The organism is Glaciihabitans sp. GrIS 2.15, assembly GCF_035984695.1.
In the GTDB taxonomy this organism is placed as follows: domain Bacteria; phylum Actinomycetota; class Actinomycetes; order Actinomycetales; family Microbacteriaceae; genus Lacisediminihabitans.
Genome location: NZ_JAXCHU010000004.1, coordinates 174218 through 196800, shown reverse-complemented (window position 1 = coordinate 196800; position 22583 = coordinate 174218). Strand labels below are relative to the sequence as shown.

The following is a 22583-nucleotide window of genomic DNA, read 5'->3' as shown; positions in this document are numbered from 1 at the left end:
CTTGATCTGTGCCCGCTTTCCCCAGGGGTTCTGGCCAGGCTCGACTTCAGCCACACAAGCTGGGTTTGCCGGTCTGTGAAAGACCAGCAGCCCCCACGGCATACCACTCAGAATCACGCACTCGTGCGATTCGCGTGTGGTGCAAAACGTTCCGACGGACCTACAGAACGTCGGAACGGATGCTACGCAACATCTGTCACCGTGCAGTAAATACAAGGAGTATGTAGTGCCCACCATTCAGCAGTTGGTCCGCAAGGGCCGCAGCCCCAAGGTCGTCAAGACCAAGGCGCCCGCCCTCAAGGGCAACCCGCAGCAGCGCGGTGTGTGCACCCGCGTGTACACGACCACCCCGAAGAAGCCGAACTCGGCTCTCCGCAAGGTCGCGCGCGTCAAGCTCTCCAACGGCACCGAGGTGACCGCCTATATTCCCGGCGAAGGCCACAACCTGCAGGAGCACTCGATGGTGCTCATCCGTGGCGGACGAGTCAAGGACCTCCCCGGTGTGCGTTACAAGATCGTGCGCGGCGCGCTCGACACCCAGGCCGTTAAGAACCGCAAGCAGGCCCGTAGCCTCTACGGCGCGAAGAAGGACAAGAAGTAATGCCTCGTAAAGGACCAGCACCGAAGCGTCCCGTAGTTGCGGACCCGGTCTACGGAGCCCCCATCGTCAGCCAGCTCGTCAACAAGATTCTTCTTGATGGCAAGAAGGGTCTCGCCGAGCGCATCGTCTATGACGCGCTCGTCGGAGTATCGACCAAGAACGGTGCGGATGCCGTCGTCACGCTGAAGAAGGCGCTCGACAACGTTCGTCCCACCATCGAGGTCAAGAGCCGCCGCGTCGGTGGATCGACCTACCAGGTGCCGGTCGAGGTCAAGCCTCACCGCGCCAACACCCTCGCCCTCCGCTGGCTCACCACCTATGCCAAGGGTCGTCGCGAGAAGACCATGACCGAGCGTCTCACCAACGAGATTCTCGACGCCTCCAACGGCCTCGGTGCCGCAGTGAAGCGTCGTGAGGACACTCACAAGATGGCCGACGCAAACAAGGCCTTCGCGCACTACCGCTGGTAGCCATTCTGCCGATCAAAGTAGGAAGTCCTGCGATCGTGTCGAGACCCCTGGTCACGGCACGGCCGCGGTCCTAACGCCCGGTCGACAGACATTTTCACGTTCACATCTCTTCGTAAGGACACTCCGTGGCACAAGACGTGCTCACCGACCTGAACAAGGTCCGAAACATCGGCATCATGGCTCACATCGATGCTGGCAAGACCACCACCACCGAGCGCATCCTGTACTACACGGGCATCACCCACAAGATCGGTGAGGTGCACGACGGTGCGGCCACGATGGACTGGATGGCGCAGGAGCAGGAGCGTGGAATCACCATCACGTCCGCTGCGACGACTTGTTTCTGGAACAAACACCAGATCAACATCATCGACACCCCCGGCCATGTGGACTTCACCGTCGAGGTGGAGCGTTCGCTTCGCGTTCTCGATGGCGCTGTCGCCGTGTTCGATGGCAAGGAAGGTGTCGAGCCTCAGTCCGAGACCGTCTGGCGCCAGGCCGACAAGTACGACGTTCCGCGCATCTGTTTCGTCAACAAGATGGACAAGCTCGGTGCTGACTTTTATTACACGGTCGACACCATCATCAAGCGCCTCGGCGCCAAGCCTCTCGTCATCCAGCTCCCGATCGGCTTCGAGAGCACCTTCGAAGGCGTCGTCGATCTCGTTGAGATGCGTGCACTGACCTGGCGCGGAGACTCCAAGGGTGATGTCGAGCTCGGGGCCAAGTACGACATCGAAGAGATTCCGGCCGACCTGGTCGAAAAAGCCAACGAGTATCGTGCGGCGCTCCTCGAGGTCGTTGCCGAGACCGATGACACGCTCCTCGAGCGTTTCATGGAGGGCGACACCGACTTCTCGGTGGCAGAGATCAAGGCTGCGATTCGCAAGCTCACGATCTCGAGCCAGATCTATCCGGTGCTCTGTGGTTCCGCGTTCAAGAACCGCGGTGTGCAGCCGATGCTCGATGCGGTCGTCGACTACCTGCCGACTCCGCTGGACGTGCCGGCCATCGAGGCCCACGATCCGCGCGACGAAGAGAAAGTCATTCTTCGCCACCCGGACGCAACGGAGCCCTTCGCCGCCCTGGCTTTCAAGGTCGCGGTGCACCCCTTCTTCGGTCGTCTCACCTACATCCGGGTCTACTCGGGCAGGGCGGATTCCGGTGCCCAGCTGGTCAACGCGACCAAGGGCAAAAAGGAGCGCATCGGCAAAATCTTCCAGATGCACGCCAACAAGGAGAACCCGGTTGACAGCGTCACCGCAGGGCACATCTATGCGGTGATCGGACTCAAGGACACGACTACGGGTGACACCCTCACCGACCCGACGCACCAGGTCGTTCTCGAGTCGATGACGTTCCCCGAGCCGGTCATCGAGGTGGCAATCGAGCCGAAGACGAAGGCCGACCAGGAGAAGTTGGGTCTCGCGATCCAGAAGCTCGCTGAGGAAGACCCGACCTTCCGCACGGAGCAGAACATCGACACCGGCCAGACGGTCATCAAGGGAATGGGTGAGCTTCACCTCGACATCCTGGTTGACCGCATGAAGCGCGAATTCGGCGTTGAGGCCAACGTCGGCAAGCCACAGGTTGCCTACCGCGAGACGATTCGTCGCGTCGTCGAGAAGCACGACTTCACCCATAAGAAGCAGACCGGTGGTTCTGGGCAGTTCGCCAAGATCCAGATCTCGCTTGAGCCCATGGAGGTGACCGCGGAGAAGAGCTACGAGTTCGTCAACAAGGTCACCGGTGGACGGATCCCTCGCGAGTACATTCCGTCGGTTGATCATGGAATCCAGGACGCGCTCCAGGTGGGCGTGCTCGCGGGTTACCCGATGGTCGGAGTGATGGCGATCCTGCTCGATGGCGCCGCGCACGACGTTGACTCTTCGGAAATGGCGTTCAAGATTGCCGGCTCGATGGCATTCAAGGAAGCGGCTCGCAAGGCCGACCCTGTACTGCTCGAGCCACTCATGGCCGTCGAGGTTCGCACCCCGGAGGAGTACATGGGCGACGTCATCGGCGACCTGAACTCGCGCCGTGGACAGATCCAGTCGATGGAGGATGCCACGGGTGTCAAGGTCATCGCCGCGAAGGTGCCGCTGTCGGAGATGTTCGGATATGTCGGAGACCTCCGGTCTAAGACATCCGGCCGCGCGGTGTACTCCATGTCGTTCGACAGCTACTCTGAGGTGCCGCGCGCGGTGGCTGACGAGATCATCCAGAAGAACAAGGGCGAATAGCTTCGGCTCTCTGCCCAAGTAAAATATCTCTATCCAAACCCCGTAGCGCACGCGGTTCGAAACAATTCGAATCGTGGGCGTCTACACCTAAGTCCTGAGGAGGACCAATTGGCGAAGGCAAAGTTCCAGAGGACTAAGCCACACGTCAACGTCGGTACCATCGGTCACGTCGACCACGGTAAGACCACGTTGACGGCTGCAATTACCAAGGTGCTGCACGACAAGTACCCGACGTTGAACGCGTCCTACGCGTTTGACCAGATCGACAACTCCCCCGAGGAGAAGCAGCGTGGAATCACGATCAATATCTCCCACGTTGAATACCAGACCGAGAAGCGCCACTACGCACACGTAGACGCACCCGGCCACGCTGACTACATCAAGAACATGATCACCGGTGCTGCCCAGATGGATGGCGCGATCCTGGTCGTGGCCGCCACTGACGGCCCGATGCCCCAGACGCGCGAGCACGTGCTGCTTGCTCGCCAGGTCGGCGTGCCGTACATCGTCGTCGCGCTGAACAAGACCGACATGGTCGACGACGAAGAGATCCTCGAGCTCGTCGAGATCGAGGTTCGCGAGCTGCTCTCGAGCCAGGAGTTCGATGGCGACACCGCTCCCGTCGTTCGCGTCTCAGCGCTCAAGGCACTCGAGGGAGATCCGGTGTGGGCGGCGACCGTTGCCGACCTCATGGACAAGGTCGACGAGTTCGTCCCAGAGCCCGTGCGCGAGACCGAAAAGCCCTTCCTCATGCCCGTCGAGGATGTCTTCACGATCACCGGTCGTGGAACCGTCATCACCGGCCGCGTTGAGCGTGGAATTCTCCACCCCAACGACGAGGTCGAGATCGTCGGAATCAAGGAGAAGTCCTCCAAGACCATCGTCACCGCCATCGAGATGTTCCGTAAGACCCTCGAAGACGCGCGCGCCGGAGAGAACGTCGGACTCCTTCTTCGTGGAACCAAGCGTGAAGACGTGGAGCGTGGCCAGGTTGTTGTCAAGCCTGGTTCGGTCACGCCTCACACCGAGTTCGAGGCGAACGCCTACATCCTGTCCAAGGATGAGGGTGGCCGTCACAACCCGTTCTACGCGAACTACCGCCCGCAGTTCTACTTCCGCACCACGGACGTCACCGGCGTCATCTCCCTGCCCGAGGGCACCGAGATGGTCATGCCTGGAGACACCACCGAGATGACGGTCAACCTGATCCAGCCGATCGCCATGGAGGAAGGCCTCCGCTTTGCTATCCGCGAGGGTGGCCGCACCGTCGGCGCCGGCACAGTGGTGAAGATCCTCAAGTAGTACCGGTACGGCGCTGATTCAAGCGCAAACGAAGGGCCGCACCCGCAGTGGTGCGGCCCTTCGTCGTTCCCCGCCCGGGCGAGACGAGGCATCGAGATGCCGATCTCTGTTGTTCCAGCGCGCGGGTGGAACAGAAAGTGGTATGTCGGGTCAGATCGCCACACGCGAACACGCATACACGGATCACTCCTCCACGCAAGCCGCTTGCCACCGCAACTCCGCTGCCTAGGGTTGAATCATGCCCCGACTGCGCCGAAGCGACTCCTCTGCTGCCGGATTGCACCGGACGCGGGCCGGTCGCGGGTTCTCCTACACCGACACGGGTGGGCATCCCATCAGCGACCAAGAGCTTCGGGCTCGCATCGAACAGCTCGCCATCCCTCCGGCGTGGACGGACGTCTGGATCGCTCCCCATGCCAACGGACATATCCAGGCGACGGGAATGGATGCTGCCGGTCGCCGGCAATACCTCTATCACCCAAGCTGGCGTGAGCAGAAAGACCGCGTGAAGTTTGATCGGGCGCTCCGCCTCGCCGAGTCGCTGCCCGCCGCGAGACGTCGGGTCACAATGGACCTGCGATTGCCCGAGCCGACGCGCGAGCGTGCCCTTGCGACCGCGTTCCGCATGCTCGACACCGGCTCGCTCCGCGTGGGGTCGGAGCAATACGCCGAGGCGAATGGCAGTCATGGCCTTGCCACGCTGCTCTGCTCGCACGCCACGGTCAGTGGCGACACGGTATCCCTGAATTTTCCGGCGAAGAGCGGCCAGGAGTGGCAGTCCGAGATTACGGATGCCGACCTCGCCGCAGGGGTTCGAGCCCTGAAGCGGCGCGGTCCGAACGCGCAGTTGTTGGCCTGGAAAGACGGATCCAGCTGGCATCCGGTGGTTGCCGCCGATATCAACGACTATGTGAAGGAACGCACGGGTGGGGAATTCACCGCCAAGGACTTTCGCACGCTTCACGGTACTGTCGCAGCGGCGACCAGCTTGGCGAAGCACGGTGCAGAGCAGCGCAAGGCAGCGCGGGATCGCGCGCTGGCACAGGCGATGCGGGACGCCGCCCAGGTGCTCGGTAACACCCCATCCATCGCCAAGAAGAGTTACGTGGATCCGCGGCTCGTCGACCACTATCGGGCGGGAATCACCATTGATCCCGCCCGGGTGAGTGCGGCGGAATCGGAGTTGCGAATACTACTTTTCGAGTGAATATCCCCGCGGACGCGCAGTAGCGGTCGAAGGAGAGTCCATTCCGCTACCGTTAGAGAAATGGCGCGCTCCCCCCTGCTTCCCGTCGGCCACCATTTCGTTACCGGCCTTCTCCTCCTCACCGCATCCACCGGATGCATCGATGCCGTAAGTTATCTCGCGCTGGACAAGGTTTTTACCGGCAACATGACCGGCAACGTTCTCTTTATCGGTTTCAGCCTCGTCGGATCGGGTGTCGCGCCTCTCCTGAACAACATCATCGCGCTTCTCGGATTCGTGTTCGGATCGATCATCGGTGGCCGGATCGTCGGCCAATCAGCGCCGAAGGGGCTTCCACGGCCGAGCCGGGGAGTACTCATTGGGGGAGCGGTCGTCATGGTCGGATTGGCGAGCTATTGGCTCGTTGTTCGCGATCTGGGCCACCCGGCGCTTCTCATCGTGACCGCACTTCTCGCCATTGTCATGGGAGCTCAAGTGTCTGCGGTGAAGCCGATCGGCAACTCAGACGTGACCACGATCGTCGTAACCAACACCCTCGCCAACCTCGCACGCGACAGTCGACTTGCCGGCGGAATCGGCAAGAACTGGTTTCCGCGTCTTGCCGCTGTGATCGCGATGGGTATCGGCGCGGCAATTGGCGCACTCTGCGTGGCCTGGCTGGGCGGGGCGGTTGCCCTGCTTGCGGGAACAGTCATCTTTACGGCCGGAATGATTACCCTGGTGACCGCGGACCGTCGCTCCGTCTGAGCTCAAAATTCTGGCGACGTGCGCGACACGCCGCACAGTGACACGCCCGGGTTGCAGACACTCCAAACCTGTGGCAGACTCCTCTAGTTCAATAAAACCGGCCATGCGCCGGGATCACTGCCAGGCAGTGCACAGATGCGAGACCGTGTGGATACACATGCAGCGTCATCATCTGGGCGGCGGGTAGCAGAACACGACTTATTCGAATCCCTGGGATGCCTGTAGAACGATCCATGCTCCCGGTGAGGGCAACACGCCCGAGCGCGGGGGTCGGTAACAAGCACGTAGTACTTGACACAACAACAGTGGTGCGCAGCAGCTGAGCATTAGGCAGTCGCAGAGCAAACCGAGCATCCAATAGCCGAGCGCCTAGCGCAACGCCACGATGCATTAAAGAGAGTGAGTCACACATGGCGGGACAAAAGATCCGCATCCGACTTAAGTCGTATGACCACGAGGTCATTGACAGCTCGGCGCGCAAGATCGTCGACACGGTGACCCGTGCCGGTGCTACTGTCGTCGGCCCGGTGCCCCTTCCTACCGAAAAGAACGTGATCGTCGTGATTCGTTCTCCTCACAAATACAAGGACAGCCGCGAGCACTTCGAGAAGCGCACCCATAAGCGCCTCATCGACATCATCGACCCGACACCGAAGGCCGTCGACTCGCTCATGCGACTCGACCTCCCGGCGGACGTCAACATCGAGATCAAGCTCTAAGGAACTCTGATGGCTACTACTAAGACAAGTAAGGGGCTACTGGGCAAGAAGCTCGGTATGACCCAGGTCTGGGATGCGAACAACAAGCTCATCCCCGTCACCGTCGTGGAGATCACTCCGAACGTCGTGACGCAACTGCGTTCCGAAGAGGTCGACGGCTACCTGGCCGTGCAGATCGCCTACGGCCAGATCGATCCGCGCAAGGTGAACAAGCCAGCGGGCGGCCACTTCGACAAGGCAGGCGTCACGCCTCGCCGCCACCTCACCGAGGTGCGCACTGCGGATGCCGCCACGTATTCGCTCGGCCAAGAGATCGCGGTCGACATCTTCGAGGCCGGCCAGAAGGTCGACGTCGTGGGTACCTCCAAGGGCAAGGGCTTCGCCGGAGTCATGAAGCGTCACAACTTCAAGGGTGTCTCGTCGTCTCACGGTTCGCACCGCAACCACCGCAAGCCCGGCTCGATCGGTGCGTCCTCCACGCCTTCGCGCGTGTTCAAGGGAATGCGCATGGCCGGCCGCATGGGTGGCGACCGCGTCACCGCGATGAACCTCATCGTGCACTCGGTCGACCTCGAGAAGAACCTGATTTTGGTCAAGGGTGCCGTTCCCGGCGCCAAGGGCCGCATCGTCTTCGTCCGCAACGCAGTGAAGGGAGCGTAATCATGGCAACCGAAGCTGGTACCACCGGTTCGATCAACACCGCCACGCTCGACGTCATCGACTCGAAGGGAAAGAAGGTCGGCTCCGTCGACCTCCCCGCCGAGACCTTCGACGTACAGACCAACGTTCCACTGATCCACCAGGTCGTCGTGGCACAGCGCGCCGCGGCCCGCCAAGGCACGCACAACACTCTTCGTCGTGGCGAGGTGTCCGGTGCCGGGCGCAAACCGTTCAAGCAGAAGGGAACCGGTCGTGCCCGCCAGGGATCGATTCGTGCTCCCCAGATGACCGGTGGTGGAATAGTCCACGGACCGCACCCTCGCGACTATGGCCAGCGCACCCCGAAGAAGATGATCGCGGCGGCATTGCGCGGCGCCCTCTCGGACCGCGCTCGTGGCGGACGCATCCATGTCATTGACTCGCTCTCCGTCGGAGACGTGCCATCGACCAAGACCATCGTCGCCCTGCTGGCGAGCATCACGACCTCGAGCCACGTGCTCATCGTCATTGAACGCACCGACATCGTCAGCCAGAAGAGCGTTCGTAACATCCCCGGTGTGCATGTGCTCACCTGGGACCAGCTCAACGCCTACGACGTCGTCGTCAGCGATGACATCGTGTTCACCAAGAGCGCGTTCGACGGCTTCGTCGCCGGCCCGGTCAAGACCGTCAAGGTCGAGACCACCGAGGACGACGCACCCGTCAGCAAGAAGCGCGTAAGCCCTGAGCGTGCAGCGGCTCGCCGCGAGCTGGCTACCACCGGGAAGGCATCCGCATGAGCACCGCGACCCAGAAAGACCCCCGCGACGTCATCCTGTCGCCGGTCGTCTCCGAGAAGAGCTACAGCCTGATCGATAAGGGCAAGTACACCTTCGTCGTCGACCCTCGTTCGAACAAGACCGAGATCAAGCTGGCGATCGAGAAGATCTTCAGCGTCGAGGTTGCGTCGATCAACACCCTGAACAAAAAGGGTAAGACCCGCCGTACCAAGTTCGGTCTCGGCAAGCGCAAAGACACCAAGCGCGCAATCGTGACCCTCAAGTCCGGTTCCATCGACATCTTCACGGCTGTCGGCTAGACGGCGCCCGACAGAAACCTGAGGAGAGATAACAATGGCTATTCGTAAGTACAAGCCCACGACTCCCGGTCGTCGCGGTTCTTCGGTTGCAGACTTTGCCGAGATCACCCGCTCGACCCCGGAGAAGTCGCTGCTTCGCCCGCTGCCCAAGACCGGCGGACGTAACAACGCCGGTCGCATCACGACGCGTCACATCGGTGGTGGGCATAAGCGCCAGTACCGCGTGATCGACTTCAAGCGCAACGACAAGGACGGCGTCAACGCCCGCGTCGCCGAGATCGAGTACGACCCGAACCGCACGGCGCGCATCGCACTGCTGCACTTTCTGGATGGTTCGAAGCGCTACATCATTGCTCCGAACAAGCTCAATCAGGGTGACATCATCGAGTCGGGTGCTGGCGCGGACATCAAGCCGGGTAACAACCTTCCGCTTCGCAACATCCCGGTCGGAACCGTCATCCACGCGATCGAGTTGAAGCCGGGTGGGGGCGCCAAGATGGCTCGCTCGGCCGGAGCATCGGTTCGCCTCGTCGCCAAGGATGGCCCGTATGCGCAGCTTCGCCTGCCGTCCGGTGAAATCCGCAACGTCGATGCTCGCTGCCGCGCCACGATCGGCGAGGTCGGCAACGCCGAGCAGTCGAACATCAACTGGGGTAAGGCCGGGCGCATGCGCTGGAAAGGCGTTCGCCCGACCGTCCGTGGTGTTGCGATGAACCCGGTGGACCACCCGCACGGTGGTGGTGAGGGCAAGACCTCCGGTGGACGTCACCCGGTCAGCCCGTGGGGCCAAAAAGAGGGCCGCACCCGTCACATCAATAAAGAGAGCGACAAGCTCATCGTTCGCCGCCGCAATGTCGGCAAGAAGCGCAAGTAGGAGTTATAGAGGATGCCACGTAGTCTGAAAAAAGGCCCCTTCGTCGACGACCACCTGTTTCGCAAGGTGGCCAAGGCGAACGAAGCCAGCAGCAAGAGCGTTATCAAGACCTGGTCACGTCGCTCGATGATCATTCCGTCGTTCCTCGGTCACACGATCGCGGTGCACGACGGTCGCAAGCACATCCCGGTGTTCATCACCGAGACGATGGTTGGGCACAAGCTCGGAGAGTTTGCTCCCACCCGCACCTTCCGTGGACACGAGAAGGACGACAAGAAGGGTCGTCGCCGCTAGCGCGGGGACGGGAAGGTACAGAGAAATGGTTGAATCCATCGCTCGCGTGAAGCACATTCGCGTCACCGCCACGAAGGCTCGTCGTGTCGTCAACATGATCCGCGGAAAGCAAGCTTCAGAGGCACTCGCCATCCTGAAGTTTGCTCCACAGGGTGCAAGCATGCCCGTCTACAAGCTCGTGGAGTCGGCAATCGCCAACGCCAGGGTGAAGGCGGAGGCCGCCAACAGTTACCTGGACGTTGAGGATCTCTTTGTCTCGTCGGCATTCGTCGACGAGGGAACCACCCTCAAGCGATTCCAGCCTCGTGCACAGGGACGCGCTTTCCAGATCCTGAAGCGCACCAGCCACATCACGATCGTGCTGGCCACGCCAGACGAGAAGGACGCTGCTGCTGTGACCGGACCGCGTTCATCAACTGCGAAGGCAGGGAAGAAGTAATGGGACAGAAAGTAAACCCGTACGGGTTCCGCCTGGGAATTACCACCGATCACGTGTCGCGCTGGTTCTCAGACAGCACCAAGGTCGGGCAGCGCTACAGCGACTTCGTCGCCGAAGACATCAAGATCCGCAACCTGCTGAAGACGTCGCTCGATCGTGCTGGCGTTGCCCGCATCGAAATCGAGCGCACCCGCGACCGCGTTCGCGTCGACATCCACACCGCCCGTCCGGGCATCGTGATCGGTCGTCGTGGCGCCGAGGCCGAGCGTATTCGCACGGACCTCGAGGAGCTTTCGGGTAAGCAGATCCAGCTCAACATCCTCGAGGTCAAAAACCCCGAGGCCGAGGCCCAGCTCGTGGCACAGGGGATTGCGGAGCAGCTCAGCGCTCGCGTTGCGTTCCGTCGTGCAATGCGCAAGGGCCTGCAGGGTGCCCAGCGCACCCCGACGGTTAAGGGAGTTCGAATCCAGGTGTCTGGTCGTCTCGGTGGTGCAGAAATGAGCCGCTCCGAGTTCTACCGCGAGGGCCGGGTTCCGCTGCACACTCTGCGCGCGAACATCGACTACGGCTTCTACGAGGCGAAGACCACCTTCGGCCGCATCGGCGTGAAGGTCTGGATCTACAAGGGCGACATCACCAACAAGGAGCTCGCTCGCGAGCAGGCAAACGCCAAGTCCACGCGGCCCGAGCGCCGGGACGACCGACGTGATGACCGCCGCGACAGCGGACCGCGTCGCGGAGCTGCCCCGGCAGCCGCGGCCGCTCCGAAGGCAGATGCTGCTCCGGCAGCTGTAGCAGTGGAGGCCTAGAGACATGTTGATTCCCCGCAGGGTTAAACATCGCAAGCAGCACCACCCCGGCCGTAGCGGCCAGGCGACCGGTGGCACGACGGTAACGTTCGGTGAGTACGGCATCCAGGCCATCACCCCGGCCTATGTAACGAACCGCCAGATCGAAGCCGCGCGAATCGCGATGACCCGTCATATCAAGCGTGGTGGGAAGGTGTGGATCAACATCTACCCCGACCGCCCACTCACCAAGAAGCCAGCGGAAACCCGCATGGGTTCCGGCAAGGGTTCACCCGAGTGGTGGATCGCCAACGTCAAACCCGGTCGTGTTCTCTTCGAACTCGGTGGCGTCGACGAGACGGTCGCACGCGAGGCGCTCACCCGCGCTATCCACAAACTGCCACTCAAGGCACGCATCATCAAGCGCGAGGAGGGCGACGCATAATGGCGATCGGTTCAAAAGAGCTCGCCCCAGTCGAGCTCGACACATTTGAAGACGACAGACTCGTCGACGAACTCAAAAAGGCCAAGGAAGAGCTGTTCAACCTGCGCTTCCAGTCGGCCACCGGCCAGTTGGATAGCCACGGTCGCCTCCGCGCTGTCAAGCGCGACATTGCCCGCATGTACACGGTCATCCGTGAGCGCGAGCTGGGCATCCGTGCGACTCCCGTTGCGGTCGAGGTGGCCCCGAAGGCTGCCGGGAAAAAGACCAAGAAGTCCGAGGATGCCGCTCCGGCGGCCGCCGAGTCGGCGGCTGTTGACGCAGCCGTCGAGTCAGCTGAGGGGAAGAAGTAATGGCTACCGAGACCAAGAGCACCGAGGCGCAAGAGACGGCTGCTGAACGTGGTCACCGCAAGACCCGTCGTGGCTATGTCTTGAGCGACAAGATGGAGAAAACCATTGTCGTCGAGGTCGAGGACCGCGTAAAGCACCCCCTCTATGGCAAGGTCATTCGCCGTACCTCCAAGGTCAAGGCGCACGACGAGGCCAATGCGGCTGGAATCGGCGACCTCGTCCTCATCAGCGAGACCCGCCCGCTCAGTGCCACCAAGCACTGGCGCCTGGTCGAGATTCTCGAGAAGGCCAAGTAGGCCTCACGCCTACTTCGGATAAGGACACTTAAATGCTTCAGCAGGAATCCAGGCTCAAGGTCGCCGATAATACCGGCGCCAAGGAGCTGCTCACGATTCGCGTACTCGGTGGCTCCGGCCGTCGCTACGCCGGCCTCGGCGACGTCATCGTCGCCACGGTCAAGGATGCGATCCCCGGCGGCAACGTCAAGAAGGGGGACGTCGTCAGGGCGGTCATCGTGCGCACCAAGAAAGAGACCCGTCGTCCCGACGGGTCGTACATCAAGTTCGACGAGAACGCGGCTGTCATCCTCAAGGCTGACGGCGACCCTCGTGGCACTCGCATCTTCGGACCGGTCGGTCGCGAACTCCGCGACAAGAAGTTCATGAAGATCATTTCGTTGGCACCGGAGGTCTTGTAACCATGGCGAACATCAAAAAGGGCGACCTCGTCCAGCTCATCAGCGGCCGCAGCCAGGCTCGCGGTGGCGACCGTGGCAAGCAGGGTCGTGTGATCGAGGTTCTCGTCGAGCGAAACCGCGTCGTCGTTGAAGGACTCAATTACATCACCAAGCACGTTCGCGTCGGACAGAGCGACCGGGGAACCAAGACCGGTGGTATCGAGACGCGTGAAGCGCCGATCCATGTCTCCAATGTTCAGCTGGTCAATCCCGACACAAAGCAGCCGGCTCGCGTCGGCTTCACGGTGGAGACGAACGCCTCGGGCAAGACCACTCGCACTCGCTTCTTCAAAGACTCACGTCGAATTCCTGTGAAGAAGTCCGCAGCAAAGAAGAGCGACAGCACGAAGGCCGACACGTCCGTCGAGTCTGAGGATTCTGTCGTGCCCGACGCGGTTCCCGAGGCGAAGGCCGCTCCCAAGGCGAAGGCCGCTCCCAAGGCGAAGGCCGCTCCCAAGGCGAAGGCCGCTCCCAAGACCACCAAGGCAACTGAGAAGGACGCCGACTAATGACTGACACCGCAACTGCCGTGCCGACTGTCAAAATGCAGCCGCGCCTGAAGCAGAAGTACCGCACCGAGATCTCTGCCCAGCTGGCGAAGGACTTCGGCTTCACGAACGTGCACCAGGTGCCCGGTCTCGTGAAGATCGTGGTCAACACCGGAGTTGGTGAGGCTGCCCGTGACGGAAAGATCATCGATGGCGCCGTCAAGGACCTCACCGCGATCACCGGCCAGAAGCCACAGGTCACTGCTGCTCGCAAGTCCATCGCGCAGTTCAAGCTCCGCGAGGGCCAGCCGATCGGCGCCCATGTCACGCTCCGCGGTGACCGGGCCTGGGAGTTCCTCGACCGCCTGCTCTCGCTGGCTCTTCCGCGCATCCGCGATTTCCGCGGCCTGTCAGACAAGCAGTTCGATGGCAACGGAAACTACACCTTTGGCCTCACCGAACAGTCGATGTTCCACGAGATCGACCAGGACCGTATCGATCGCGTGCGCGGTTTCGACATCACCGTTGTGACCACCGCGAAGAACGACGACGAAGGCCGCGCGCTGCTGAAAGCACTCGGCTTCCCGTTCCGCAACGCAGAGAACACCCCCCAGTAACACTGACGCAGTACCGATCATCCAGGTCGCCAGTTCCGTAAGAGCTGTCGAAACCGGGTGAGGAAGGCACCACCATCATGACAATGACAGATCCGGTCGCAGACTTGCTGACCAGACTGCGCAACGCGAATTCGGCCTATCACGAGACCGTGTCAATGCCGAATAGCAAGCTCAAGTCCCACATTGCCGAGATCCTCAAGACCGAGGGCTACATCGGTGGATGGAAGGTCGAAGACGCGCGCGTGGGTCAAACCCTGACGCTCGAGCTCAAATACGGCCCCAACCGTGAACGATCGATCGCGGGAATCAAACGCGTTTCGAAGCCAGGCCTCCGCGTTTACGCGAAGTCGACCGAGATTCCTCGTGTTCTCGGTGGCCTTGGCGTCGCCATCCTCTCGACCTCCTCTGGCCTCCTTACGGATCGCCAGGCCTCAAAGAAGGGCGTAGGTGGGGAAGTCCTCGCCTACGTGTACTGATCACTTATGTCACGTATTGGACGCCTTCCCATTGAGATCCCGACCGGGGTCGATGTCACGGTGACCGGCTCTGCCGTCACTGTCAAGGGCCCGAAGGGTGAGCTTGTGCTCACCGTCGCCAGCCCAATTGAGGTCAAGATCGAGGATGGCCAGCTCCTGGTCACCCGACCGGACGACGAGCGCGAATCGCGTTCGCTCCACGGCCTCACCCGTACCCTGATCGCTAACCAGATCATCGGCGTCACGACCGGCTACTCCAAGGGCCTCGAGATCGTCGGTACCGGTTACCGCGTGCAGGCCAAGGGCAGCTCCCTGGAGTTCGCCCTCGGCTTCTCGCACTCGATCACGGTCGAGCCCCCGGCGGGCATCTCCTTTGCCGTCGAAGGCAACAACAAGCTGACGGTGCACGGCATCGATAAGCAGGCCGTCGGAGAAGTTGCCGCCAACATTCGTAAGTTGCGCAAGCCGGAGCCCTACAAGGGCAAGGGTGTTCGCTACGCAGGCGAGGTAGTCCGCCGCAAGGCCGGAAAGAGTGGTAAGTGATCATGGCGCTCGGAATTAGAGGAAAGAGCAAGTCGGCCGCAAAGGGCCGCAGGCACGCACGTCTTCGCAAGAAGATCGTCGGTACCGAAGCGCGACCGCGTCTCGTGGTCACCCGTTCGGCCCGCCACGTCTTCGTGCAGGTCGTCGATGACAGCAAGGGCTTTACCCTCGCGTCGGCATCGACTCTGGAAGCAGACATGCGCGTCTTCGACGGCGACAAGACCGCCAAGGCCCGCAAAGTCGGCGAACTTGTCGCTGAGCGCGCGAAGGCTGCCGGGATCGAAGCCGTCGTATTCGACCGCGGTGGAAGCAAGTACGCGGGACGCGTCGCTGCCATCGCCGAAGGCGCCCGCGAAGGGGGACTCGACCTGTGAGCACTGTGCCAGAAAGCGCGTCTAAAGGCGCCGAAACTAACACCAGCAAGGAGACACCTGTGGCAACCGAAGCCGAACCGACCGTCACGGTCGTGGAGACTGCGGCCGCAACCGAGCCTGCCGCCAATGAGCCTCGTGAGGCCCGTCGCGGTGGACGCGAGCGCAACCCCAACCAGCAGCGCGGGAGCCGTGACTCTGAAAAGAGCCAGTTCCTCGAGCGCGTCGTCACCATCAACCGCGTTTCCAAGGTCGTCAAGGGCGGGCGTCGCTTCAGCTTCACCGCTCTCGTCGTCGTCGGCGACGGCAACGGACTGGTCGGTGTCGGTTACGGCAAGGCCCGCGAGGTGCCGACCGCGATTTCCAAGGGCGTCGAGGAAGCCAAGAAGAATTTCTTCCGCGTTCCCCGCGTCGGCGTCACCATTCCGCACCCCGTGCAGGGTGAAGCTGCTGCTGGCGTCGTGCTCCTTCGTCCGGCATCCGCCGGAACCGGAGTTATCGCCGGTGGACCCGTGCGCGCCGTGCTGGAGTGCGCGGGTATCCATGATGTGTTGAGCAAGTCGCTCGGTTCGTCCAACACGATCAACATCGTGCACGCCACCGTCGCTGCTCTCAAGCAGCTCGAGGATCCGAGTGCGGTGGCCGCACGTCGTGGCCTCCCGCTTGAGGATGTCGCGCCCGCGCGCCTTCTGCGTGCCCAGGCTGACGCAAAGGCAGGTGTCTGATGGCTGCTCGCCTGAAGGTGACCCAGATCAAGTCCAAAATTAGTGAGAAGCAAAACCAGCGCGACACGTTGCGGAGCCTCGGGCTCCATCGCATCGGCGACGTCGTGGTTCGCGAGGACACCTCGCAGAACCGCGGTTATGTTCGCACCGTCGCTCACCTGGTCAAGGTCGAGGAGATTGACTAATGGCTGAAGAAACGAAGGCCGACAAGGCCCCCGCCGCAGCCCCCAAAAAGGCCAGCGTCGCGAAGGCTCCTATGGCAAAGGCACCCGCTGCTGCGGCAAAGAAGGCGTCAGAGCCTGTGGCCGATGCGCGCCCGCAGGTGTTGAAAATGCATCATCTTCGGCCGGCTCCCGGGGCAAAGAAAGACCGCACCCGCGTCGGACGCGGTGAAGGCTCCAAGGGCAAGACCGCGGGCCGTGGCACGAAGGGCACGAAGGCCAGATACCAGGTGCGCGTCGGGCTCGAGGGTGGAAACCTGAACAGCATCATGCGTACGCCGAAGCTGCGCGGGTTCAAGAATCCGTTCCGCGTCGAGTACCAGGTTGTCAACCTCGAGAAGCTGGTTGAACTCTATCCGGCTGGTGGGGACGTCACGATCGGTGACCTCGTCGCGAAAGGTGCCGTGCGCAAGAACGAGAAGGTCAAGGTTCTCGGCGCTGGCGACATTGCGGTTAAGCTGAATGTTGCAGTTGACAAGGTCTCTGGCTCCGCCGAGCAGAAGATCGTGGCAGCGGGCGGTTCCGTAAACGCAGTAGCGTAAGGCTTGCCCGGGTGTAATTTGCCCGAACGGCTTTGCAGAGTCGCTCAGGTGGCCCGAAAGGGCCACCTGCTTCGCCCGACCGTTCTCACCAGGAGGCCTCGTTGTTCAGAGCCGTTGCGCGGATCTTCCGCACCCCCGATCTTCGAAAGAAGATCGGATTCACGCTCGCACTGATTGCGCTGTTCCGCCTGGGGTCATTCATCCCAGCGCCCTTTGTCAATTTCGGTAACGTGCAGACCTGTCTTGCCGCGAACTCCGGCACGTCCGGGCTCTATGAGCTGGTCAACCTCTTCAGCGGTGGCGCGCTTCTCCAGCTGTCGATCTTCGCGCTCGGCATCATGCCCTATATCACCGCGTCGATCATCGTGCAGCTTCTTCGCGTGGTCATCCCACACTTCGACACCCTTTATAAAGAGGGTCAGTCCGGCCAGGCCCGCCTCACCCAGTACACTCGCTATCTCACTATCGCACTCGGTGTCCTGCAGTCCACAACTCTCATCACTGTTGCGCGCAGCGGCGCGCTCTTCCCGACATCGACGGGTACGCCTGAGTGTTCGGCGCTCATCACGAACTCGGCCTGGTACGCAATCCTCCTGATGGTGATCACGATGACCGCCGGCACCGGCCTCATCATGTGGATGGGTGAGCTCATCACCGAGCGCGGCATCGGCAACGGCATGTCGATCCTCATCTTCACCTCAATCGCCGCACGCTTCCCCGGCTCTCTCTGGGCGATCAACCAATCCAAGGGCTTCGAGACCTTTCTGCTCGTCATCCTGATGGGAATCGTGATCATGGGGCTCGTGGTCTACGTCGAGCAATCGCAGAGGCGCATTCCGGTTCAATATGCGAAGCGGATGGTCGGTCGGCGTACCTACGGCGGCAACAACACCTACATCCCGATCAAGGTGAACATGGCCGGCGTCGTGCCCGTCATCTTCGCGTCATCCCTGCTCTATCTGCCGGCGCTTATCGCCCAGTTCAATCAGCCTGCGCGGGGCAAAGCGCCGGCCCCCTGGGTCACCTGGATCACCGACAATCTGCGCACGGGGGACAATCCGCTCTACATGGTGTTGTACTTCCTCCTCATCGTCGGCTTCACCTACTTCTACGTCGCCATCACCTTCAACCCCGAGGAGGTCGCTGACAACATGAAGAAGTACGGCGGTTTCATCCCGGGTATTCGGGCTGGTCGGCCGACGGCCGAGTACCTCGACTATGTGTTGACGCGCGTGACTCTTCCGGGATCGATCTACCTGGGGCTGATCGCTCTCGTACCCCTTATCGCCCTCGGCTTGTTCGGTGCCAACCAGAATTTCCCCTTCGGTGGCGCAAGTATCCTCATCATTGTCGGTGTCGGTCTTGAGACCGTGAAGCAGATCGATTCGCAACTGCAGCAACGCCACTACGAGGGCCTGCTCCGGTGACTCGGCTGCTGATCCTCGGTCCGCCCGGAGCCGGGAAAGGCACTCAGTCTGCTCGTTTGCTCGAGACCTATTCGATCCCCGCAATCGCGACCGGAGACATCTTCCGCCAGAACATCAAGGATGAGACACCGCTCGGTGTCGAGGTGAAGGCCATCGTTGATGCGGGCGACTATGTGCCCGACTCGCTGACCAACGCGCTCGTGAAGAGCCGGCTTGAAGAACAGGATGCCGTCGACGGCTTTCTCCTGGACGGGTACCCGCGCACTCTCGAGCAGGTGTCATACCTCGACGGCCTACTCGAGGCCAAGAGTCGATCGCTCGACGCCGTGATTCAACTCGTCGCGGACCAGGAGGAAGTGGTCGCCCGGCTGCGTAAGCGCGCCATCGCCCAGGGGCGAACGGACGACACCGAAGAAGCGATCCGGCACCGCCAGCAGGTGTACTCCCGCGAGACCACACCGCTGATCGCCGTTTACAGGGATCGCGACTTACTCATCGAGGTCGATGGCCTCGGCGAGATCGACGACGTGAGTTCCCGGATCTCGGAGGCGCTGAGTTCTCGCGGAATCGTGCCAGCAGCGCAGTGAGTTTCCGCAGGAACATCTACAAGTCGCCGGCGGAGTTGCGGCTCATGATCGCGCCCGGCCTGGCGACAGCGGCTTCCCTCGGCGCCGTGAGATCGGGGATCCACGCGGGTGTCACCACGCTCGAGCTCGATGCGATTGCCGAGACGGCGATTCGTGCACTCGGCGGAGTACCGAACTTCATGAAGGAGCCGGGCTACCGGCATACGATCTGCACCTCGGTGAACGACGACGTGGTGCACGGGATCCCCGGCACGCGAAAGCTCGAACCCGGCGACATCGTGTCGATCGACAGTGGCGCCGAAATCGGCGGCTGGAACGGGGATGCGGCGATCACGGTGGTCGTGCCTGATCCCACTCGTCCCGCCCTGGTCGCCGAACGGCAGGAGCTCTCGGATGTCACGGAGCAGTCTCTCTGGCGCGGTATCGCCGCTCTCGCCAACGCCACGCACCTGAACCACATCGGCGGGGAGATCGGGGACTACATCGAATCGCAGGGCCAGTACGGCATTCTCGAGGACTACGTTGGGCACGGCATCGGCCGCTCCATGCACGAGGAGCCACCCGTGTTCAACTACCGGGTGCGCGATCGCGGCCCGCGGGTGCGGCCCGGGCTGGTTGTGGCGATCGAGCCAATGGTGACGCTCGGTGGTATCGACACGTTTACGCGGGAGGATGAGTGGACGGTCGCCACTCTCGACGGCGCGGTGGCCGCACACTGGGAGCATTCGGTAGCGGTGCATGCTGGGGGAATCTGGGTGTTGACGGCGGAGGACGGCGGCGCCGCCGGCCTTGAGCACCTCGGTGTTGTGCCTGTCTCAATTGCGTAACCGAGGTGGTTCGCGCCAAATGGCAGCGCAGTATAAACACAAGTTGGCAAAACGCCCGGGATTGGCATAAGCTTGTCCCTTGGTGTCTGCTGGCGGTTTAACTGCGCCCAGATCACCATAATCCAACCGCACGACCAGCAATCAATACTTTTAGCGACGAAGAGGCTATGGCCAAAAAAGACGGTGTCATCGAAATCGAGGGTGCAGTAGTCGAAGCTCTGCCCAACGCAATGTTCCGCGTTGAGCTGACTAACGGCCACAGAGTACTCGCCCATATTTCGGGGAAGATGCGCCAGCACTACATCCGTATCCTCCCTGAGGACCGCGTGATTGTAGAGCTGAGCCCGTACGACCTGACCCGCGGCCGGATCGTCTACCGCTACAAGTAGCGCCAACCCGGCGCGCGACAGCTGGAAAGTAACGGCTGATTCGTGCACTCGACATGTTCGATCAACACGTGTTCGATAAACGAATTAGTACGAAGACAGCGAGAGAAGAAAAAAATGAAGGTCGCCCCCAGCGTCAAGCCCATGTGTGAGCACTGCCGCGTCATCCGCCGCAATGGCAACGTCATGGTCATCTGCAAGAACAACCCGCGCCACAAGCAGCGTCAGGGCTAAGAGTTTCACCCGTTCCACATAGCAACACCAGATCCGAACCCGTTCACTTCGAACGGGGACGGGGACACCAGTGGTCGGAGGCCACTGCACCGGTGCTGCTACAGACCTCCACTCACAACCAGGAGAAGCCACAATGGCTCGTCTAGCAGGAGTCGACATCCCGCGCGATAAGCGCGTCGAAGTCGCATTGACCTACATTTACGGTGTTGGCCGCACGAGGGCACTCAAGACCCTCGCCGATACCGAAATCAGCGGAGAGATCCGCGTCAAGGATCTAACCGATGACCAGCTCATCGCCCTTCGCGACTATGTCGAGGGCAACTTCAAGGTGGAGGGTGATCTTCGCCGCGAGGTGGCCGCCGACATCCGCCGAAAGGTCGAGATCGGAAGCTACCAGGGAATCCGTCACCGTCGTGGACTCCCGGTCCACGGACAGCGCACCAAGACCAACGCTCGCACCCGCAAGGGCCCGAAGCGCACCGTCGCCGGCAAGAAGAAGGCCCGATAGCGAGTCCCCTCGCATCGCCATATAGGTTTTAGGAGAACACAATGGCAGCACCAAAATCGGCCGCTCGTAAGCCGCGTCGTAAAGAGAAGAAGAACATCGCTGTGGGTCAGGCCCACATCAAATCAACCTTCAACAACACCATCGTCACCATCACCGACCCGACCGGGGCAGTGCTGAGTTGGGCTTCGTCCGGCACGGTCGGCTTCAAAGGCTCGCGTAAGTCGACGCCGTTCGCCGCCCAGCTCTCGGCCGAGTCCGCCGCACGCCAGGCGCAAGAGCACGGTGTCAAGAAGGTTGATGTCTTCGTCAAGGGACCGGGCTCCGGCCGCGAGACCGCTATCCGTTCCCTTCAGGCTGCCGGTCTCGAGGTCGGTTCGATCAACGACGTCACCCCGCAGGCGCACAACGGATGCCGCCCGCCAAAGCGTCGTCGCGTCTAACCACTGCTTCATCGGCGATCGAGTCCGTCGAGACCGTCCCACGACGGATCTCGGCAGGCTCGATTACCGGGGTCTCGGGACGGTCGAAGACGGCCAGCTCGGCAATAGGGGCCACCAGAACACGATTTTCGAATACAACTCAATAGACCGACGGGTCAGCCACCCCGCCGAACGCACAAGTGTCAAATAGTGGACACTTCGCCGAAAGGAATCACCAGTGCTTATTGCACAGCGTCCAACTCTTACCGAAGAGAACATCTCCGAGTTCCGTTCGCGGTTCATCATCGAGCCGCTCGAACCCGGTTTCGGGTACACCCTTGGCAACTCGCTTCGTCGCACGCTGCTCTCCTCGATTCCGGGAGCCGCCGTCACGAGCATCCGCATCGACGGTGTGCTTCACGAGTTTTCGACGATCGCGGGCGTGAAAGAAGACGTCACCGAGATCATCCTGAACATCAAGGGCCTCGTGGTTTCGAGTGAGCACGACGAGCCGATCACCGCTTATCTGCGTAAGCAGGGCGTCGGCCAGGTTACGGCCGCGGACATCTCGGCGCCGGCCGGTGTCGAGATTCACAATCCTGAGCTCGTCATCGCGACGCTCAATGACAAGGCGAAGTTTGAACTCGAGCTGACCATCGAGCGTGGCCGTGGATATGTCTCCGCGACGCAGAACCGCAGCGAGTTCAGCGAAGCTGGCCAGATTCCGATCGACTCGATCTACTCGCCCGTGCTCAAGGTCACCTACCGCGTCGAGGCGACTCGTGCCGGTGAGCGTACCGACTTCGATCGCCTCGTGGTCGATGTCGAGACCAAGAACGCCATCACGCCTCGCGACGCGATCGCTTCGGCCGGTCGCACACTGACCGAGCTGTTCGGCCTCGCCCGCGAACTCAACTCGGCAGCGGAGGGCATCGAAATCGGCCCGGCGCCAGTCGATGCCGTGCTCTCGAGCGAACTGAGCATGCCGATCGAGGATCTCGACCTGTCTGTGCGCAGCTACAACTGCCTGAAGCGTGAAGGAATCAACACCGTCAGCGAACTGGTTGCCCTCTCGGAGACGCAGCTCATGAACATCCGTAACTTCGGACAGAAGTCCGTTGATGAGGTCAAGGACAAGCTCGTGGAGCTCGGACTGAACCTCAAGGACACCGTGCCCGGCTTCGACGGCGCGCACTTCTACAGCGGGTACGACGACGTCGAAGAAGCCAACTAGGCCCTCGGTACCAACTTTTCACACC

Annotated in this window: 33 protein-coding genes and 1 pseudogene; all 34 read left to right on the top strand. The window is 61.7% G+C overall.

The genetic code is table 11. The annotated features are described in order from the left end of the window. Positions 1-226 precede the first annotated feature (226 nt). The 34 genes and pseudogenes from rpsL (at position 227) to RCH11_RS07460 (ending at position 22558) form a co-directional block, all read left to right on the top strand. On the top strand, positions 227-601 hold the full coding sequence (gene rpsL, locus RCH11_RS07625; protein ID WP_130981949.1) for a 30S ribosomal protein S12: 375 nt from the start codon (positions 227-229) through the stop codon (positions 599-601). Continuing rightward, a complete protein-coding gene (gene rpsG / locus RCH11_RS07620) occupies positions 601-1071 on the top strand; it encodes a 30S ribosomal protein S7 (protein WP_185201722.1) in 471 nt (156 codons plus the stop codon). Before rpsL ends, rpsG begins: the two co-directional genes overlap by 1 nt. Positions 1072-1196: 125 nt before the next feature. After that, complete coding sequence (fusA, locus tag RCH11_RS07615; RefSeq protein WP_327056390.1) at positions 1197-3314, top strand: elongation factor G; 2118 nt, start codon at positions 1197-1199, stop codon at positions 3312-3314. Positions 3315-3422: 108 nt separating this feature from the next. Beyond that, a complete protein-coding gene (tuf, locus tag RCH11_RS07610; protein WP_327056389.1) occupies positions 3423-4616 on the top strand; it encodes an elongation factor Tu in 1194 nt (397 codons plus the stop codon). Between the two features lie 238 nt (positions 4617-4854). After that, entirely contained in the window at positions 4855-5823 is a 969-nt protein-coding gene (locus RCH11_RS07605; protein WP_327056388.1) for a DNA topoisomerase IB, read from the top strand. Between the two features lie 60 nt (positions 5824-5883). Beyond that, positions 5884-6570: a YoaK family protein gene (locus RCH11_RS07600; protein WP_327056387.1), complete on the top strand. Its 687-nt coding sequence runs from the start codon at positions 5884-5886 to the stop codon at positions 6568-6570. 410 nt (positions 6571-6980) lie between these two features. Then, complete coding sequence (gene rpsJ / locus RCH11_RS07595) at positions 6981-7289, top strand: 30S ribosomal protein S10 (RefSeq protein ID WP_147783478.1); 309 nt, start codon at positions 6981-6983, stop codon at positions 7287-7289. A 9-nt stretch (positions 7290-7298) separates the two neighbouring features. Continuing rightward, on the top strand, positions 7299-7949 hold the full coding sequence (gene rplC / locus RCH11_RS07590) for a 50S ribosomal protein L3 (protein WP_327056386.1): 651 nt from the start codon (positions 7299-7301) through the stop codon (positions 7947-7949). Positions 7950-7951: 2 nt separating this feature from the next. Beyond that, positions 7952-8728 carry a 50S ribosomal protein L4 gene (rplD, locus tag RCH11_RS07585; RefSeq protein WP_327056385.1) on the top strand — a complete coding sequence of 259 codons (777 nt, stop codon included), beginning with the start codon at positions 7952-7954 and terminating at the stop codon, positions 8726-8728. Next, complete coding sequence (gene rplW / locus RCH11_RS07580) at positions 8725-9027, top strand: 50S ribosomal protein L23 (RefSeq protein ID WP_327056384.1); 303 nt, start codon at positions 8725-8727, stop codon at positions 9025-9027. The genes rplD and rplW overlap by 4 nt, the downstream gene beginning before the upstream one ends. A 34-nt stretch (positions 9028-9061) precedes the next feature. Further along, on the top strand, positions 9062-9901 hold the full coding sequence (gene rplB / locus RCH11_RS07575) for a 50S ribosomal protein L2 (RefSeq protein WP_327056383.1): 840 nt from the start codon (positions 9062-9064) through the stop codon (positions 9899-9901). 12 nt (positions 9902-9913) lie between these two features. Continuing rightward, the gene (rpsS, locus tag RCH11_RS07570) at positions 9914-10195 is read left to right on the top strand and encodes a 30S ribosomal protein S19 (protein WP_185201712.1); all 282 of its coding nucleotides are present in this window, start codon (positions 9914-9916) and stop codon (positions 10193-10195) included. A 25-nt stretch (positions 10196-10220) separates the two neighbouring features. Next, positions 10221-10634 (top strand): 50S ribosomal protein L22, encoded by a 414-nt coding sequence (gene rplV / locus RCH11_RS07565; RefSeq protein WP_327056382.1) that lies wholly within the window; start codon positions 10221-10223, stop codon positions 10632-10634. Next, a complete protein-coding gene (rpsC, locus tag RCH11_RS07560; protein WP_327056381.1) occupies positions 10634-11443 on the top strand; it encodes a 30S ribosomal protein S3 in 810 nt (269 codons plus the stop codon). The genes rplV and rpsC overlap by 1 nt, the downstream gene beginning before the upstream one ends. 4 nt (positions 11444-11447) lie before the next feature. After that, positions 11448-11867, top strand: coding sequence for a 50S ribosomal protein L16 (gene rplP, locus RCH11_RS07555; protein WP_327056380.1), 420 nt, complete (start codon positions 11448-11450; stop codon positions 11865-11867). Further along, entirely contained in the window at positions 11867-12217 is a 351-nt protein-coding gene (rpmC, locus tag RCH11_RS07550) for a 50S ribosomal protein L29 (RefSeq protein WP_327056379.1), read from the top strand. Before rplP ends, rpmC begins: the two co-directional genes overlap by 1 nt. Further along, on the top strand, positions 12217-12513 hold the full coding sequence (gene rpsQ / locus RCH11_RS07545) for a 30S ribosomal protein S17 (RefSeq protein ID WP_327056378.1): 297 nt from the start codon (positions 12217-12219) through the stop codon (positions 12511-12513). The genes rpmC and rpsQ overlap by 1 nt, the downstream gene beginning before the upstream one ends. Before the next feature lie 32 nt (positions 12514-12545). After that, the gene (rplN, locus tag RCH11_RS07540; protein ID WP_327056377.1) at positions 12546-12914 is read left to right on the top strand and encodes a 50S ribosomal protein L14; all 369 of its coding nucleotides are present in this window, start codon (positions 12546-12548) and stop codon (positions 12912-12914) included. A gap of 2 nt (positions 12915-12916) precedes the next feature. Further along, a pseudogene (gene rplX / locus RCH11_RS07535) lies at positions 12917-13252 on the top strand (50S ribosomal protein L24); the annotation flags it as partial. Between the two features lie 209 nt (positions 13253-13461). After that, positions 13462-14058 carry a 50S ribosomal protein L5 gene (rplE, locus tag RCH11_RS07530; RefSeq protein WP_327056376.1) on the top strand — a complete coding sequence of 199 codons (597 nt, stop codon included), beginning with the start codon at positions 13462-13464 and terminating at the stop codon, positions 14056-14058. A 77-nt stretch (positions 14059-14135) separates the two neighbouring features. After that, positions 14136-14534: a 30S ribosomal protein S8 gene (rpsH, locus tag RCH11_RS07525; protein ID WP_327056375.1), complete on the top strand. Its 399-nt coding sequence runs from the start codon at positions 14136-14138 to the stop codon at positions 14532-14534. 6 nt (positions 14535-14540) lie between these two features. Then, entirely contained in the window at positions 14541-15077 is a 537-nt protein-coding gene (gene rplF, locus RCH11_RS07520; protein WP_327056374.1) for a 50S ribosomal protein L6, read from the top strand. A gap of 2 nt (positions 15078-15079) precedes the next feature. Next, on the top strand, positions 15080-15451 hold the full coding sequence (gene rplR, locus RCH11_RS07515) for a 50S ribosomal protein L18 (protein ID WP_327056547.1): 372 nt from the start codon (positions 15080-15082) through the stop codon (positions 15449-15451). A 59-nt stretch (positions 15452-15510) separates the two neighbouring features. Further along, the gene (gene rpsE / locus RCH11_RS07510) at positions 15511-16173 is read left to right on the top strand and encodes a 30S ribosomal protein S5 (protein WP_442789018.1); all 663 of its coding nucleotides are present in this window, start codon (positions 15511-15513) and stop codon (positions 16171-16173) included. Beyond that, positions 16173-16358: a 50S ribosomal protein L30 gene (gene rpmD, locus RCH11_RS07505; RefSeq protein WP_327056373.1), complete on the top strand. Its 186-nt coding sequence runs from the start codon at positions 16173-16175 to the stop codon at positions 16356-16358. Before rpsE ends, rpmD begins: the two co-directional genes overlap by 1 nt. Further along, a complete protein-coding gene (gene rplO / locus RCH11_RS07500; protein WP_327056372.1) occupies positions 16358-16936 on the top strand; it encodes a 50S ribosomal protein L15 in 579 nt (192 codons plus the stop codon). Before rpmD ends, rplO begins: the two co-directional genes overlap by 1 nt. A 101-nt stretch (positions 16937-17037) precedes the next feature. Further along, positions 17038-18363: a preprotein translocase subunit SecY gene (gene secY, locus RCH11_RS07495; RefSeq protein WP_327056371.1), complete on the top strand. Its 1326-nt coding sequence runs from the start codon at positions 17038-17040 to the stop codon at positions 18361-18363. Next, positions 18360-18950 carry an adenylate kinase gene (locus RCH11_RS07490; protein ID WP_327056370.1) on the top strand — a complete coding sequence of 197 codons (591 nt, stop codon included), beginning with the start codon at positions 18360-18362 and terminating at the stop codon, positions 18948-18950. The genes secY and RCH11_RS07490 overlap by 4 nt, the downstream gene beginning before the upstream one ends. Further along, a complete protein-coding gene (gene map / locus RCH11_RS07485) occupies positions 18947-19777 on the top strand; it encodes a type I methionyl aminopeptidase (protein WP_327056369.1) in 831 nt (276 codons plus the stop codon). The genes RCH11_RS07490 and map overlap by 4 nt, the downstream gene beginning before the upstream one ends. A gap of 167 nt (positions 19778-19944) precedes the next feature. Next, the gene (infA, locus tag RCH11_RS07480; RefSeq protein WP_055811571.1) at positions 19945-20166 is read left to right on the top strand and encodes a translation initiation factor IF-1; all 222 of its coding nucleotides are present in this window, start codon (positions 19945-19947) and stop codon (positions 20164-20166) included. 114 nt (positions 20167-20280) lie between these two features. Beyond that, complete coding sequence (gene rpmJ, locus RCH11_RS07475) at positions 20281-20397, top strand: 50S ribosomal protein L36 (RefSeq protein ID WP_185201699.1); 117 nt, start codon at positions 20281-20283, stop codon at positions 20395-20397. 133 nt (positions 20398-20530) lie between these two features. Then, positions 20531-20905 carry a 30S ribosomal protein S13 gene (gene rpsM, locus RCH11_RS07470; protein WP_185201698.1) on the top strand — a complete coding sequence of 125 codons (375 nt, stop codon included), beginning with the start codon at positions 20531-20533 and terminating at the stop codon, positions 20903-20905. A 41-nt stretch (positions 20906-20946) separates the two neighbouring features. Continuing rightward, complete coding sequence (rpsK, locus tag RCH11_RS07465) at positions 20947-21345, top strand: 30S ribosomal protein S11 (protein WP_327056367.1); 399 nt, start codon at positions 20947-20949, stop codon at positions 21343-21345. A 217-nt stretch (positions 21346-21562) separates the two neighbouring features. After that, positions 21563-22558 (top strand): DNA-directed RNA polymerase subunit alpha, encoded by a 996-nt coding sequence (locus tag RCH11_RS07460; RefSeq protein ID WP_327056366.1) that lies wholly within the window; start codon positions 21563-21565, stop codon positions 22556-22558. Positions 22559-22583: the final 25 nt, after the last annotated feature.